General features: G+C 62.3%; 15 protein-coding genes. 2 read left to right on the top strand and 13 right to left on the bottom strand.

Annotation, left to right across the window (positions count from 1 at the left end):
- Positions 1-38 precede the first annotated feature (38 nt).
- From AC27E8_RS12560 to bshC, 6 genes are all read right to left on the bottom strand, one after another.
- Positions 39-2,015: a stage V sporulation protein D gene (locus AC27E8_RS12560; protein ID WP_487099594.1), complete on the bottom strand. Its 1,977-nt coding sequence runs from the start codon at positions 2,013-2,015 to the stop codon at positions 39-41.
- Positions 2,016-2,100: 85 nt separating this feature from the next.
- Entirely contained in the window at positions 2,101-4,293 is a 2,193-nt protein-coding gene (locus tag AC27E8_RS12555) for a penicillin-binding transpeptidase domain-containing protein (protein ID WP_487099593.1), read from the bottom strand.
- Between the two features lie 4 nt (positions 4,294-4,297).
- Positions 4,298-4,681, bottom strand: coding sequence for a septum formation initiator family protein (locus tag AC27E8_RS12550; protein WP_487099592.1), 384 nt, complete (start codon positions 4,679-4,681; stop codon positions 4,298-4,300).
- 5 nt (positions 4,682-4,686) lie between these two features.
- Complete coding sequence (gene rsmH, locus AC27E8_RS12545; protein WP_487099591.1) at positions 4,687-5,637, bottom strand: 16S rRNA (cytosine(1402)-N(4))-methyltransferase RsmH; 951 nt, start codon at positions 5,635-5,637, stop codon at positions 4,687-4,689.
- 18 nt (positions 5,638-5,655) lie between these two features.
- On the bottom strand, positions 5,656-6,087 hold the full coding sequence (gene mraZ / locus AC27E8_RS12540; RefSeq protein WP_487099590.1) for a division/cell wall cluster transcriptional repressor MraZ: 432 nt from the start codon (positions 6,085-6,087) through the stop codon (positions 5,656-5,658).
- Between the two features lie 175 nt (positions 6,088-6,262).
- Complete coding sequence (gene bshC, locus AC27E8_RS12535; protein ID WP_487099589.1) at positions 6,263-7,900, bottom strand: bacillithiol biosynthesis cysteine-adding enzyme BshC; 1,638 nt, start codon at positions 7,898-7,900, stop codon at positions 6,263-6,265.
- A gap of 94 nt (positions 7,901-7,994) precedes the next feature.
- Here bshC and ymfI point away from each other — a divergent pair, with 94 nt between their 5' ends.
- Positions 7,995-8,744, top strand: a complete 750-nt coding sequence (gene ymfI / locus AC27E8_RS12530; RefSeq protein WP_487099588.1) for an elongation factor P 5-aminopentanone reductase — start codon at positions 7,995-7,997, stop codon at positions 8,742-8,744.
- On the opposite strand, the gene AC27E8_RS12525 is transcribed toward ymfI, so the two are convergent.
- The 6 genes from AC27E8_RS12525 to clpP all read right to left on the bottom strand — a co-directional run bounded on the left by AC27E8_RS12525 (position 8,716) and on the right by clpP (position 14,165).
- Positions 8,716-10,005, bottom strand: coding sequence for a Ger(x)C family spore germination protein (locus tag AC27E8_RS12525; protein WP_487099587.1), 1,290 nt, complete (start codon positions 10,003-10,005; stop codon positions 8,716-8,718). The two genes, ymfI and AC27E8_RS12525, sit on opposite strands and share 29 nt — an antisense overlap.
- A gap of 100 nt (positions 10,006-10,105) precedes the next feature.
- The gene (locus AC27E8_RS12520; protein ID WP_008339582.1) at positions 10,106-10,741 is read right to left on the bottom strand and encodes an RsfA family transcriptional regulator; all 636 of its coding nucleotides are present in this window, start codon (positions 10,739-10,741) and stop codon (positions 10,106-10,108) included.
- A 142-nt stretch (positions 10,742-10,883) separates the two neighbouring features.
- Positions 10,884-11,129, bottom strand: coding sequence for a hypothetical protein (locus AC27E8_RS12515; RefSeq protein WP_487099586.1), 246 nt, complete (start codon positions 11,127-11,129; stop codon positions 10,884-10,886).
- A 25-nt stretch (positions 11,130-11,154) separates the two neighbouring features.
- Positions 11,155-12,357 (bottom strand): tRNA uracil 4-sulfurtransferase ThiI, encoded by a 1,203-nt coding sequence (thiI, locus tag AC27E8_RS12510; protein WP_487099585.1) that lies wholly within the window; start codon positions 12,355-12,357, stop codon positions 11,155-11,157.
- 12 nt (positions 12,358-12,369) lie between these two features.
- Positions 12,370-13,521: a cysteine desulfurase family protein gene (locus tag AC27E8_RS12505; protein ID WP_487111495.1), complete on the bottom strand. Its 1,152-nt coding sequence runs from the start codon at positions 13,519-13,521 to the stop codon at positions 12,370-12,372.
- A gap of 65 nt (positions 13,522-13,586) precedes the next feature.
- On the bottom strand, positions 13,587-14,165 hold the full coding sequence (gene clpP / locus AC27E8_RS12500) for an ATP-dependent Clp endopeptidase proteolytic subunit ClpP (RefSeq protein WP_008339574.1): 579 nt from the start codon (positions 14,163-14,165) through the stop codon (positions 13,587-13,589).
- Positions 14,166-14,338: 173 nt separating this feature from the next.
- On the opposite strand from clpP, the gene AC27E8_RS12495 reads away from it, so the two are divergent.
- On the top strand, positions 14,339-14,749 hold the full coding sequence (locus tag AC27E8_RS12495; RefSeq protein ID WP_487099711.1) for a YgaP family membrane protein: 411 nt from the start codon (positions 14,339-14,341) through the stop codon (positions 14,747-14,749).
- Between the two features lie 82 nt (positions 14,750-14,831).
- Here AC27E8_RS12495 and AC27E8_RS12490 read toward each other — a convergent pair whose 3' ends face one another.
- Positions 14,832-15,032 (bottom strand): hypothetical protein, encoded by a 201-nt coding sequence (locus AC27E8_RS12490; RefSeq protein ID WP_012810628.1) that lies wholly within the window; start codon positions 15,030-15,032, stop codon positions 14,832-14,834.
- Positions 15,033-15,127 lie beyond the last annotated feature (95 nt).

Genomic DNA, 15,127 nt, shown 5'->3' with positions numbered 1-15,127 from the left:
CGTGCCATTCGCAAATCTAGGTCAGCCGTCACCCGATGTCAACCTCCGAGCGCGAAGGTCGCCACCTGGTTCCCGGATGGCGCCTTCTGACCGCGGTAGAGGCGGATGGTCGATCCCGGTTCCACCTGCGCGCCCCCTGCCGGCGCCTGCGCGATGATCACGTCCCCCTGCCCAAGCACCTGCACCCTCAGGTTCGCGGAATTCTGCAACGCCAGGTTCTGGGCCTCCTTCATGGTGAGCCCCACAAAGTTCGGGACCGTCACCGGCGGCACCTCGGGGTACCGGTACTTCTTCTTGAGTCCCTGTGTCTGCGGGGGCACGCCGAGCTCGCGCAGCCCATCGTCCAAAATGTTTCCGACAATCGGCGCGGCAATGACGCCGCCAAACACGATCCCGTGCTCCGGATGCGGGTTGTCAATGGCGACGTAAGCGACCAGGGCTGGATCGTTGGCTGGCGCCATCCCTATGAAGGAAACGATGTAGTGCCCCGGCTCGTACCGCCCGTTCTTCGCCACTTGTGCCGTGCCGGTTTTCCCGGCGATCCGGTAACCGTCGCGGTACGCCCGGGTACCGCTCCCGTTCGCCACCACGCTCTCCAGGGCAGCGCGCACCTCCGCGGCCACCTGGGGGGAAATGACCTGGCGCACCACGGTCGGCTTCGTCACGGAGAGCACGCGGCCCGTATCCGGGTCGATGATTTCGGACACGAGATAAGGCTTCATCAGCTTGCCGCCGTTCGCCACGGCGCCCACAGCCATCACCTGCTGAATGGGCGTGACCGACACGCCCTGGCCGAAGGCGGTGGTGGCCAACTCCAACGGGCCAACTTGATTCAGCTTGAACAGGATCCCGTTTCCTTCCCCGGGAAGATCAATCCCGGTCTTTTGCCCAAATCCAAATGCGCGGATGTACGAGAACAGTGCTTCCTTGCCTAAACGCTCGCCGAGGGCGATGAACCCAGGGTTGCACGAGTTTTCCACCACGTTTAAAAACGACTCGGAGCCATGACCGCCCGCCTTCCAGCAGCGAATGCGGTGCCCGGCGACTTCGTAGTAGCCGGGATCGTAGAATCGATCGTTCAAGTTCACCTTGTCTTCCTGTAGCGCCGCGGCCAACGTCACAATCTTGAAGGTGGATCCCGGCTCGAAGGTCTGCCAGATGGCCAGGTTGCGGTTGTAGGTCGACGGATCGGCCGAACGCCAGTCCGCGGGATTGAACGTGGGATAGTTCGCCATGGCGAGGATGGCGCCCGTCTTTGGGTTCTCGACAATCGCGGTGACAGAATCCGGATGATACTCCGCCACCGCCTGCTCGATCTCTCGCTCAACGAACTGCTGAATCTGGAGGTTCAGGGTGGTCTTGATGTCGTCGCCGTCCGTCGGCTCGACCACCGACTGACCCTCGCCCGGAATCAGTTCACCGTTCGCCTTCGCGTAAAACGTGATGCCTCCCTTTTTGCCGCTCAGGACACCGTTGTACTGCTTTTCGAGCCCTGTGAGTCCGACGTTGTCATAGCCGGTGATGCCGAGCACCTGCGCCGCGAGCGATCCGTACGGGTACGCCCGCTTGCCGTCCTCCGTCAGGTAGATGCCCGGCAACTCCAATTTGCGGACGGCGTTCGCCTGCTCCTCCGACATCTGGCGCCCTCCCGGGCGGATGTAGACCATGAGCTCCCGCTGGGAAATCTGCCGCAGCACGCTGTCCACGCTCATATGAAGGATAGGTGCCAGCTTCGCGGCCGTGCCCGCTTTGTCCTTGATCTGGCTTGGCACGGCCACGATGGTGGGCGCACTCGCCGTGTACGTCAGCGGCTGCCCGTTGCTCGCCAAGATGCTCCCGCGGATGCCGGACAGCGGCACAGTGCGATCCCACGACTGCTTGGCCAGGTTCGAGAGCCACGTCGCCTGCCAGCCCTGCACGTAGGCGAGCCGGCCTATGAGCGCGCCGATGGCCGCAAAGAGCCCAAAGAGAAGCATCACCAGCCGCCGCCTCATCAGTCCCGGAGTCACGCGCACAGACCTCGCCCCCAACGTCGCACAGCTTGTTCGCTGAGACTAGCCTATGCGCGCTCACCCGGAAATAGAAGGGCCGACACTTCGGTCAGCCCTTGGGAGATAACCGAATCTCGACGGTCTCGCCCGCCTTCACGCGTGCCCCCGGAGGAACGGACTGACTCACCACGTAGCCCGACCCCGCCGTCGAGACGTCCAAACCCATCGCGGCGAGCAAGTTGGCCGCGTCCCGAAGCGTCAGGCCCGTCAAATCCGGCATGGTCAAGGTGGCCGACTCGTGATTGGCAAGGAGCGCATAGAGCTTCGAGCCCCGCGGCACCTCCACGCCGGGCGCTGGCCATTGCCGCTCGATCACGCCGCTCGACCCGGCGAACATTCCTTGCAGCCCATCCTGTGCGAGCGCAGCCTCTGCCTCCGTCTGCGACATTCCGACCAGATTCGGCGTCTCCACGTACGACACCTGGCCCTGCCCAGGCTCGGACTGAAGGGATTTCACGGCACCCGTCGGCGGAATGTGATAGTAGTTCAGGCACTCCTGCATGATGGCCCGCGCAATCGGAATGGCCACCGTGCTTCCCCACGCTTCGTCCGGCGCCACCTGCGGATCGTACACCGTGACGTACACCACAACCTTGGGGTCCTGTGCGGGCACGAACCCGATGAAGGAGGTCTCGAACTTGTTTTGGTAGTACGCGCCGGTCGCCGGATTCACAATTTGGGCTGTGCCCGTCTTGCCCGCTACCTCATAGCCTGGAATCGCGGCCCCCGTATCGATGCCGTGCTTTGGATCGGAAACGTCGAGCACCATCGTGTCCCGAACCGCTTCGATGACGCTCTCCGGCAGAAATCCCTGCCGAATCACCGTCGGGCGATTCTCCCGAATCACCTTGCCCGAGGGCGAGATCACCTTGCTGATGATGTACGGCCGCATCAGCCGCCCACCGTTCGCAATCGCGTCCATGGCCATAATCTGCTGCATCGGCGTCACCGCGATTCCTTGTCCAAATCCCGCCGTCGCGAGCTCGAGTTCTCCCTGTTCAGACGGCGGAAACAGGATAGAGTTTGCCTCGTTGGGAAGGTCGATTCCGGTAGGCTGCGTGAAGCCAAATAGCTGTAGGTATTTGTTCAGGTTCGGCCATCCCAGGGCCATCGCAATCCGCGCAAAGCCCACGTTCGACGATTCTTCGAGCGCCTGCTGGTAGGTCAGCACGCCGAACCCCACGTAGTTCCAGTCATGAATCGTGCGGCCGTCGATGGTGATTTGCCCCGACTGAAACGTGTCGTAGAGGTTGATGGAATGCGTTGCCAGCGCAGCCGCAAGCACAAACGGCTTGAACGTGGATCCGGGCTCGAACGCGCTGGATACCGCCCAATTGGAAGAAAGCGCCTCGAGACTCGCCTTCCAGTATTGGTTGGGATTGAAGTTGGGCCAACTGGACATGGCGAGAATGGCGCCGGTCTGCGGATTGGACACCACGATGGCGGCATGCTGCGGATGATATTTCTGCACGAGCGCGTCCATCTGGTCTTCGACGTAGCCCTGGATGGTGTCGTCGATGGTCAACTGAATGTTGTCTCCGGCCCTAGGGGCTTTGACGATTTTCACGCTGCCCGGAATGGGCACGCCGGTCGGATCCTGCTCGTACGAAATGAGGCCGTTCTGGCCGGCCAAGTACGCATTCATCTCGAGTTCCACGCCGCTTTCGCCCACGCCCTTGACCACATATCCGATGGCGTTCGACGCGAAATCGCCGTACGGATACACGCGCAGTTCCGTTGGAGTGAACGTCACGCAGTTCGACCAGGCTGTGCGCCGGTCATCTGGTGCCCAGGCATGCGCGGCAAACGCCGCCTCGAGCTTCGACCTCACGATGGCTTCCACGGGCGTCGGCAACTGAATCCAGGCGGCTTGCTTCGACAAGAGCGCGGCGAGATCGGACGCGTTGGTCCCCAAGATGGGCGCGAGAATCCGCGCGGCTTGGTCTGCATACGGGCGAATGGGCTGGAGTTCGATGTCGACGTAATAGGCCGGGACATCGTAGGCGAGGCGATTGCCCTCTGCATCTAAGATGGCTCCACGAGGCGCCAGAAGAGGTTCCGTCACGTCGATGACCTTGTCCGCATCGTGCTTCAAGGTTCCGCCATACACCCGCTGCACGTCGTAAATGCGCCAGACCACGGCGCCAAGCGTCGCCACCATCGCCAACTGGAGCGCCCAGAGCCGCCGTTTCGGGCGTTTCCAGCTGCTTTGCCTGCCCGTTCGCCTGCTTCCTCGGTTCATGCCATCACTCGCCGTTCCCCTGCGTCGGAATCATCACCGGATTTTTGTAGACCATGTGCAACTTGTTGATGGCGACATCCAGAATGTGCGCGGGCTGCTCGAGCTCCGACACCTGCATTTGAAGGTTGGCGTTGACCGCTTGCTGCGCAGCAATGGCCGCCTGGAGCTTCGCGTGCTTGTCGTTCAGCTCGTAGATCTCGGCCCCCTTGGCAGCGACCCACCATACGGCTCCGAAGCTGACGATACAGCACAACGCGAAGCTCACCCGGTTCCAGAGACGCCGGCGAGCGGCGCGCCGCTCCGCCTCTCGCGCATCCCGTTCACGCCCCGGCGTCGTGTGCCCCCACGCCTCGCGACGCGTGCGAAGTTCCTGTTGTACGGCAGACATGGCATTCATCGCTCCCCATGATCCAGCTTTTCGAAAGCGCGCAGCTTCGCCGATCGCGCGCGCGGATTGCGTTCCAACTCCTCGCTCGAAGGCGTCACGGGCTTTCGCAACACCATACGTCCTAAAGGTTTGCGGCCACATTGACACACCGGGAATTCCGGCGGACAAACGCACCCCTGCGCCCACGTCTGAAACAGCCGCTTGACGGCTCGGTCCTCAAGCGAATGGAAGGTGATGACCGAAAGCCGTCCCCCGGGCCTCAAGATGCGAAAAGCCGCCTCTACGCCGCGCTCCAAGACGCCAAGTTCATCGTTCACCGCGATGCGGATGGCTTGGAATGTGCGACGCGCGGGATGCGGGCCGGCGCGCCGCGCGGCAGCCGGAATGGCACCCTTGACAATCTCGGCCAGTTCCGTCGTCGTCTCGATAGGCTTTTTCGCCCTCGCCCGCGCGATGGCGCGCGCAATGGCCGTCGCAAACCTCTCCTCGCCGTACTCCCGGATGATGCGCGCTAGTTCCCGCTCATCCCACTCGTTGACGACCTCGCGCGCAGTGAGAGGCTGACGCCGATCCATGCGCATGTCGAGCGGGCCTTCATGCCAGTAGCTGAACCCTCGCTCCGGGACATCAAACTGAGGTGACGATACGCCGAGATCGAACAGGACGCCGTCGACCGCCGTCACGCCAAGCGCCCGAAGGTGTTCCTCCATCTCGGCAAAATTCGCCTTGACCACTGTGAGGCGACCGGGAAACTTTTGCTTCAGCGATTTGGCGTGCTCGATGGCCGTTTCGTCTTGATCAAACGCCATCACGATGCCGTCGGGTGCGGAACGCTCGAGAAGGCGGGCAGTATGGCCGCCTCCTCCCAGCGTGGCATCCACGTAGACGCCGCCGGACCGTGGCCGCAGCGCTTCAACAGCCTCTTCCAACAACACCGTCTCGTGGGCAAATTCCAATCCCTCATCCCCCGCGATTCAGAACGAAAAGTCGACGAGGTTCTCCGCAATCTCCGCAAACGACCGCTCCGCGTCGCTCGAATAGTGTTCCCAGACCTCTGTGTTCCAAATTTCAACTCGATTCGACACCCCGATCAGCGTGCACTCCTTCTCAAGCTTCGCGTACTCGCGCAGCTTCGGAGGCAGGAGAATGCGGCCTTGCTTGTCGACCTCGCACTCGGACGCGCCCGAAAAGAAGAAGCGCACGAAGGCTCTCGCGTCCGATCGCGTCATGGGGAGAGACTTGAGCTTCACTTCGAGCGCGCGCCACTCGTCGAGCGGATAGGCGAACAGGCACTGATCCAGGCCGCGGGTGACGATGAACGAATCCCCCAATCCATCCCGAAACTTTGCCGGAATGGTCAGCCGCCCTTTGCTGTCGAGGGAATGTTCGTACTCACCCATGAACAACGGCCTTCACCACCCGCTCGCGCGTGTCCCCCACTTTGCCCCACTTTCCACCACAATCATACCTGTTCGAGGTCGATTGCGGATCTCCTGCTACCTCTCTGGATTTTTTCACGCAAATGCGCATAAAGAGGCGACCGCGCGCATGGCGCGATCGCCTCATGCCTCATACTCGAGTTCAGTTGTCGATGACGACGTCGAGCACAGGACCCATCTGGGAGATGGAGCTCCAGGTCGGCAACTCGCCGAAAGCTTGCGTCCCGACCTCGCTCCAGAAGTTGAGCGGGCAAAGGCGCCGCTCCTGTGGATATCCGTCTGGGAACAGACATCGCTCAATCTGGCGCATCTGCCGGATCTCGTCCTGGTGCCGCCGCTTCCACGCGCGCACCATGCGCCGCTCCAGGTCCCGCCACGCGCGCTCCTCCATCCGCGCGTGCCGTTCGAGGATGGCGCGCACGTCCGGGCCCAGTTCGGCATACGAAGCCTGAAGGGTACCGAGCTTCGCGCGCACGCCTTCTATCCAGCCGTCGATCTCGCGCCGAAGCGGCTCCGAGACGTCGGCGCGCATCCGGCTTCCGACGAGATCGCAGGGTTCGCGCAGTTCGTCGAGCGACAGTTCATGCTTGCGGATCAGCCGGGCCACGCTCGGGGGCACGAGGCGCATGCGCTGTCGCAGGATGAGCGGCGGCAAGCGCCGCCCGTGCGCGCGGAAGACGCCCCGCGAAAGCGGATAGTACGCGATCTCGCTCGGACCCCCGACGTACGCCAAAGTCGGCAGCACCACATCCTGCACCACGGGCCTCAGGAGGACGTTGGCAGAGAACCCGGTGGGATCGAGATTTCCTCGCTCAAGCCATGCCGACAGCGCGCCGGCTTCGCCGTGGCCGCGCGCGACGAATCCCGGGCCGCCGGTTTCCAGCACGAACCGCTTGCCGTCGATCACGGCGAACACAGTCGAATGCCGTGGGTCCCGAATGACCTCGGGAACGAAGCCTGCCCGCTCGACTTCCGCGTACACCTCGTCGAGACGCCGCTGCACCTCGTCTACGCCCTCCAGCGTGCGGCGGAACACGGGCCAGGCGAGGCGGCGGATGGGGGGCAGACACGGATCGAAGAACACGAGGCCGTGTTCGGCAAGAAGCTTCGCCATAATCCTCGCAAACCACATCGCGAGGGAATCCCCGTCGTGCCACGCGGACCAGACGGCGTGAAGCGCCTCGAGCTTGTGACTCGCTTCCGCGAGCCGTGCGTCGGCCTGGTTCAGCGCGCTTCGCACATCGCGAGCCGTCAGCGCCTCGCAGTACATCATTTGGTGCGGCTCGAATCGGTGCGGAAGCTGAATGCGCGCCACTTCGCCCAGCCGATCCACCACATGGGCGTGGTTGACCTCCTCGGCGTCGTGGTCCTCCGAGGCAATCCAGAACACCGGCACCACGGGGCGCTCGAGGCGGCGTTCGAGCTCGCGTGCGACGCCGATGGCAGTCAGCGCTTTGGCGAGGCTGTAAATGGGGCCGGTGAACAAGCCCGCTTGCTGCCCCGTGACCACGGCCACCGCCTCGGCCTGTGCCAGGCGATCCAGCGCTCGGTTCTGGGCCGCGGATGCCCCAATCTGATGGTGAAACGAGCGCAACGCCTTGACCAGTGACGCGCGCGTGTCATCCGCGTAGGTCCGCAGGACGTCCTCGGCGCGCGCGCGATAGGTCGCGAGATCGCGGGGATCTTGGTCGTCGTAGAGATGATGGACGCGATCAAAGGAGAACAAATGGGCGTCGGCTAGTGGATTTCCGGTCGGCGCCTCGTATACCGTACACTTCAAGGAGAACTCGCCCCTTTGCTCCACCCAAAATGGCCACACTCATCATAACAACCGGGGCTAGGGATGTAAAACCGTAAGGAGTTGAGGAAACCTCATGGCGAGAAGGGAGCTTTCGGAACGAGTAGCCATCGTGTCGGGCGCTTCGGGTGGGATTGGGCGCGCCATCGCGGTCGAGCTGGCAACCCAAGGCGCGAAGGTGGTTTGCGGATATTTCAGGGGAAAGGAACGCGCGGAACGAACCGTGGCGCAGTGCGCGGCGCTTGGCGCGGAGGCGCTCGCGGTTCAAGCCGATCTGTCGAACGAAGCGGGCGCCGAAGTGCTTGTGACTGCAGCGACGCAACTCGGCACACCGACGCTGGTCGTTCACGCCGCGGGCAGGGACCTGCGGTCACTGGCGCACGAGATGTCTTCCGCGGCGTGGCGCCAAGTCATCGATGAGCACCTCTCTTCCGCGTTCTACCTTGCGCGAGCCGCATTCCCGCATCTGCGGCGGTCTCGACAGGCGGCGTGCGTCTTCGTGTCGTCCGTCTACGCGCTCCACGGCGCAGCCATGGAAGCGGCGTATGCAGCTGCCAAGGGCGGCGTGATCGCCTGGATGAAGTCACTGGCGCGCGAGTGGGCGTCCATTCCCGTGCGCGTCAACGCGGTCGCGCCGGGCCCCATTGAAACGAGGATGCTCCATCACCTGGACGCCGAGGAGCACGAAGCGCTCCGAGGAGAAATTCCGCTTGGGCGAATCGGGCGACCCGAAGACGTGGCCGCGGCCGCCTTGTTTCTCTTGAGCCCGCGGGCCTCCTACATCACGGGTCAGATTCTCAGGGTCGACGGAGGCTGGATGAGCTAGGCTCAGGCCGTTTTTGAATAGGCTCAAGCTGTACGCCAAAGCGGCGCACATGTATCTGAACGTCAACCTGAATCTTGGCGGTTTTGAGCCTTTCCTCCCAAGGAAATGCCGCGAATTGTTGGTAGGTCATGAACTGACTGCGGATGGCCTTCGAGACGGGTATGACATCCGCCTGGTCGTCGACGAGGAGCCGCTTCAACAACTTTTCCATGCGCTCCGACACCTGCTGGTCGAGCTCCGACTCGAGCTTCTGCCGTGCGGCCGGATCGGCGTAATTGCGCGTCGACGAGATGTTGATCACGTCCGCGTCCACCGGCACGTGCGCGGTGATGATCATCGGATTGGAGAGCTTCACCTGGTATTCTGCCGGCCGCTCCTTGTGCAGTTCCAAACCGATGTCGCGCGACGGGTCCTCGGGATCTTGCAGCGTCAGCGTCGCGTGGTGCACCCCGCCCTGCAGAAGGCGCAGGTAGAGGCAGTCCTTTCCCGTCACCTCGTCCACCATGCGGTCCTCGCGGAAGATCGCCGCGCCCATCCAGTCGACGGGATTGCCACCTTCTCGGCGCACCTCGCCGGCGCGATACGACAACCCGGGCGTATCAGGCATTTCGCCCTTTTCGACGTTCGGATTGACGGCGAATATCGGCGCCATGGCGTCCTCGTGCGGATTCTCCATGCCGTCAATCAGATATTGGATAGGGCACACCGGTGCAATCCCAGTCCGCTGAGAGACCAGGGCTACGCCGTCTGCAATGCGGGTGATGGCTGAATCGAGCATGGGTTGGAAGGCTTTCATCGACTCGCTGGCCTTGCCCTTGGACACGGACACCGGTACGGTCCGCCGGAACTCTCGATAGCGCGTCAGCGCCTCGATGTAAGGCTCCACGCCCTCTTTCGCCAGGTCTTCCCCGAACACGATGAGCGACAGGTGCGAGAACGTGATGGAACGCTCCACGGACCCGTTGGCAATCATCATCGCTTCGGGAATGCTCCGCGCGCGCACCGTGATGGGCTCCTTGCCCGCCAGCGGCTGAGCACCCGAACGCGAACTTGCCCCAGTCGGATTGACCGGCTGCGCAATCCGAAACGTGCAGTCGATGAGGCCACCGGGGGCTTTGTCGATGCCAAGCACGCTCACGAACGCCTGTTGCTCTAATTCCTGGCGATCATAACAGCCCGTCGTGGCCAACGGCGCAAAGAGTGCCACGGCGAGCGTGAGCCACCGGGACGCGGCGCGTGGCCACCGGAACGTAAACCGCATGCCTCTCACCATCCTCGCTCGTAGGATGGCTCGTGGATGGACATGCCATGCGCACCTAAGGCCATGTGACGGCTCGTCAGGGATCCAAAAAGGAGCAAGCCTACTCAGCCTGCTCCATGCGCTCACCGGTCGTAATCCGCTCCAGGTTGCCGTATTCATCAATTCGGTACATAAACCCTTCGGCGAACTTCGGACCAATGAGATCATCATCCAGGAGAGCCGCTTTGCGCGCCCGCTCCATGATTTCCATGAGCGCCTTGTAATCGCGGGTGATGGCATCGTGCGTGGACTTCAGTTCGCGCAATTCCTCGCAGACCCGCTTGTAGTCCGCCTCGAGCGCCTCGTATTTCGCCTTCCACTCATTCAGTTGCCGTTCCGCGCTGCGCCATCGCGATGCCCACTCCTGCGCGGTGTTCTTCTCCTGGCGCAAGAACCGAAGCACCTGCGCCCACGTCATGAGCGTCGCTGTCGGGTGATCGGCATCGCCACCCTCCAGTTGCGCCTGCACGCGCTGCGACTTGTTTTTCTTGCGCTCCTCCTTGGCGAGTTCAATGCGGTAACGCTGTTGCTTGCGCACACAGGCGTTCCAGCGGAACCCGCACGCGGCCGCCGTTCTCCCGAGCCGCCTCGCCGCTTCGTTGAACCCCGCCAGCTGTGTGCTACCTTGCTTGATGTGTTTCAGGACGATCTCCGCTAGAATCTCGTCGTCCTCGGTCGTCCACGCGTCTTGGCGCATCGCCCTGTCCTTCTGTCTCGTCTCGCTCATCGCGTCTCACCGGCCTTTCAAAACGATGGTCGTCAGTCGGGATTATTCCGACGCTACCATTTGTTATTCCCACCGGTGAGGAGACTTAAACCAAAGGCAGGACATGAAACCGCTACGGTTCGGCTCGATGGGCCGAGCGAATCCTGCGCCACCCGCGACGCCGGTAGATGTATGGCGATTTCGCACCTACGTATTCGATCACGACGCGCGGCGGATGATCGAAGAGCGGCTTGCGGCGGACAGCCCGCCAGGCCAGACGACCTAGATACAGCGCCCGCGTAAGGCGGGACGCGTTCCACAACGCGTAGGCGGTGGACACCACTCGGAACAGTCGAAACGCGAGCCGAAGCCATCGCATCGAAACCCCTCCACGATCCAACGATTCACCGATAGGTTGCGCCCGCGTCCCATGCTTCATCCGCCTTCACCAGCTTCTCCTCGCGCGAAGCGACCGCTTCCGCAATGAGACGCTCCACGTCCATACGAGCCTCCGCTCGCTCCAGGTCGCGCAGCTTCGGATTCGTCTTCGGATGCTTCGGCGCAAAAAGCGAACAGCAGTCGTCAAACGGGAGAATCGAGATGTCATACGTCCCCATCCGCTTGGCGAGTTCAATGATCTCGAGCTTGTCCTCCGCGATGAGTGGCCGTAGGATGGTGTGATCCGTGGCGCGATCGACCGCGTTCAGCGCGGAAAGCGTTTGGCTGGCGACTTGTCCGAGGCTGTCGCCCGTCACCAGCGCGCCAGCCCCGACTTCGTCCGCGATTCGCGATGCCGCGCGCACCATCATGCGTCGAAGAAGGATGGTCCTGAGTCCCTCGGGCGCGGAACGCTGGATTTCCGACTGAATCGCCGTGACCGACACCAGATGGAGCTTCATGGGCCCGCCCCACCTCGTGAGGATGGAAGCGAGATCCTCCACCTTTTGCTGAGCTCGCTCGCTGGTAAAGGGGAAACTGTGAAAGTGAACGAGCTCGAGCGCCAGACCTCGTTTCATGGCCTTCCAAGCCGCGACGGGGCTGTCGATGCCGCCGGAGAGCAATACCAGTCCCTTGCCACTCATGCCGACCGGAAAACCGCCAAGCCCAGGCACGCGGCTGGGATACAGGTACGCGGCGGACTTGCGAATGTCGACTTCGATCACCACGTCCGGATGGTGAACATCCACGCGAATGTGCGGCAAGGCGCGCAGGATAGCAGCCCCGACGGCCTTTTGAAGCGCCGGGCTGTCGAGTGGAAACCCCTTGAATCCCCGGCGAGCCTCCACCTTGAACGTCGACTTGTCCATGAGCTCGCGCTTGGCCACCTCGACGGCGGTCTGCTGAATGGCCGCCAGATCGAGCGGCGCGACAGCGACGGGCGAGATGGACGAGATGCCGAACACCTGCTGCAGCTTTTGCAGCGTCGCATCGACGGGGGCCCCGTTGAGCTGAACCACGATGCGCTGCTGGCTGCGCGTCACCTTTACGTCCGGCCATGGGGACAGCGCGCGCCGCACGTTGCGCTCCAAAAGCTGTTCCATCTCGGCACGGTTTGCACCTTTCGTGGTCAATTCGCCGTACCGAATCAAGAGATGATCGTATAACAAGATCCGTTCCTCCTACCGAATGCCTAGCGCTTGTTTGACCCAGGCCGTCCGCTCGCGGACGACTTCGATGGCTTGTTCAATCTCCGACATTCGAGTGCCAGGATGCCACGAGAACCGAATTGCCGCAAGTGCCAACTCAGGTGGGATGCCCATGGCTGTCAAAACGCGGCTGGGCTCGCGCCCGTGTTTACCGCTCGAACAGGCGCTTCCCGCGGAGATGTACAGGCCTTTTTCCTCGAAGGCATGGACCAGGATTTCACCCCGAGCGCCGGGCAACGCCGCGCACAAGATGTACGGCGAGTGGTGTGCGGGCTGGATGACCACGTAGCCGAGCTCCTCGAGGCCACGCGCAAGGCGCGCCCTCTTCTCCTCTGCGTTCACATCGTTGTCCATGTCGCGTACCGCATGAGAGGCAGCTTCCCCGAATGACAGCGCCCCGAGCACGTTTTCCGTGCCCGACCGCAGGCCGAATTCCTGGCCGCCGCCCACCACATGTGGCTTCAGCCGAAGGCTTGGATGGACATAGAGCGCGCCGATGCCTTTCAACGCCCCTAGTTTGTGCCCCGAAGCGGCGTACAGGTGGATGCAAGCGCGAGCGAGCGAAACGGGAATTTTCCCAAGCGCCTGGGTTCCGTCGACGTGAAACACCGCTTTGGGATGCGCCTTCAGCCCCTCGGCAATCCGCTCCACGGGCAACACAGCCCCTGTCTCGTTGTTCACATGCATCACGGAGACCAGAATCGTGTCGTCCCGAACGTGGCGCAACACGTCTTCCGCGGACACATCGCCGTGATGATCTGGATGCACGTAGGACACTTCAAAACCCTCTCGCTCAAGCTCCGCCATCGCCTCGCGGACCGCCGGATGTTCGATAGCCGTAGTTACGACGTGGCGTCCGCGCTGGGCGTAAGCGCGCGCGACTCCGTAGATAGCGAGGTTGTTGGCCTCCGTGCCCCCGCCTGTAAAGACAAGGCGGCCGTCTCGTGCACCGAGGCTCTGCATGACTTGGTCCCGCGCGCGCCGAAGGGCGCGCTCTGCGCGCATGCCCATGCGGTGAAGCGAGGACGGATTCCCAAAGATGTCCAACCATTCAGTGATCCGTTCCCGCACCTCGGGGCGCACCGGCGCCGTCGCCGCGTAATCGAAGTACAACTCCTCCGCCACCTTCACTCCCCCCGAAGTCAGACGGCCGAGGCACCGACGCGCCTCGGCCGTGAGCGGATTTCGTGTCAGCGGTAAATGACTTCGTCAATCAATCCGTACGCCTTTGCTTCCTCCGCCGACATGAAATTGTCGCGGTCTGTATCCTGCGCGACCCGCTCGAGCGGTTGTCCCGTTCGCTCTGCCAGAATACGGTTGAGACGTTCCCGCGTCTTCAGGATGTGCCGAGCATGGATTTCGATATCCGAAGCCTGACCCCGCGCGCCCCCGAGCGGTTGATGGATCATCACTTCAGAATTCGGAAGGGCATACCGCTTGCCCTTTGCACCCGCTGCCAGGAGCACCGCCGCCATGCTCGCGGCCATGCCCACACACATGGTGCTCACGTCGGGCTTAATGTGCTGCATGGTGTCATATATCGCGAGGCCTGCCGACACCGATCCTCCCGGACTATTGATGTACATCTGGATGTCTTTGTCTGGATCATCCGCGGCCAAAAACAGCAGTTGCGCCACGACCGCGTTCGCGACGTCGTCGTCGATAGGCGTACCTAAGAAGATGATCCGATCCTTCAGCAGGCGCGAGTAAATGTCATAGCTGCGCTCTCCTCGCGACGTCTGCTCGATCACGTACGGGATGAGACTCATGCGCTCAAGCCTCCTTTTCGTCTACGGTACTACAATAACCATTATGACACGCCCTTGCCATTTCATCAAGGTTAGTCAAAGTCAACACCATTTCCAGCGCAGGCGTTCGCTTTCGGCATGCCAAGCCACCATGCGCGGGATACTGTGGGTATTCCCGTGAGAGGAGGATGGTCATGCAGCGCAATCTACATCCTGCGGATCGCTACCTGCGCCTGGCCGCCGGGGTCGCGAGTTTGTCTTCAGCCGTCTATGGCCGCCGCCAATCCGCACTCACGCGAGCCCTGCTCGCAGGGTTCGGCGCGATGAAAATTGCGGAAGCCATCACGGGCTTCTGTCCGATGAAGGCATCGGTGGAACGCGTAGTCAAGCCCTCGAATCCGGCCGAGGCGACTCGCAGATGGATGGGAAAGATCTCGACGACTGCAGAGAACACTTCGAAGCAGGTTGCCCAAAAAGCGAAGGATATGGCAGCTCAAGCGGCCGATCGCGTCCGCGCAAAGTCGGACACCCCGATCCCGGACGAAGTGGCGGAATTCCTTGTGGAAGAAAGCAAGCGGGAGCCGAGCGATGAGGATAACGCCTGACCGCCGAACATGCCTCACATGGGAGAAGACAGCCATCGCGCAGGATGGCTGTCTTCTGGTCCGTGCATACGAGCGTTCTTCTTCATTCCGCGCGCGCCCGCTGCGCCACATCTCGTTGAGGAAGGAACCGGACGCCGTACTTTCCATTGCGCAGACGATACACCTCAACCTGGGTCGGACGGGCGGAGCGTCGAATTCGCTCGTCCGCTTCAACCCACATGACGGCACAATACGCTTCGAATTTGGTATCATATACGCCCGCGAAGTACACCCAATCGCCCATGCGCCTTCCCTCCCCTGCACGTAGTATGAGGCTTAGCCGATCCCTAGACGCAGGGAATCGATGTGACGCATGGGAAAATGGCGTTCACCGCATTT

It is taken from the genome of Alicyclobacillus sp. CIJ1 (genome assembly GCF_057538885.1).
Note: the sequence above shows the minus strand (reverse complement) of the source record. Positions and strands in the feature narration are given on the sequence as shown.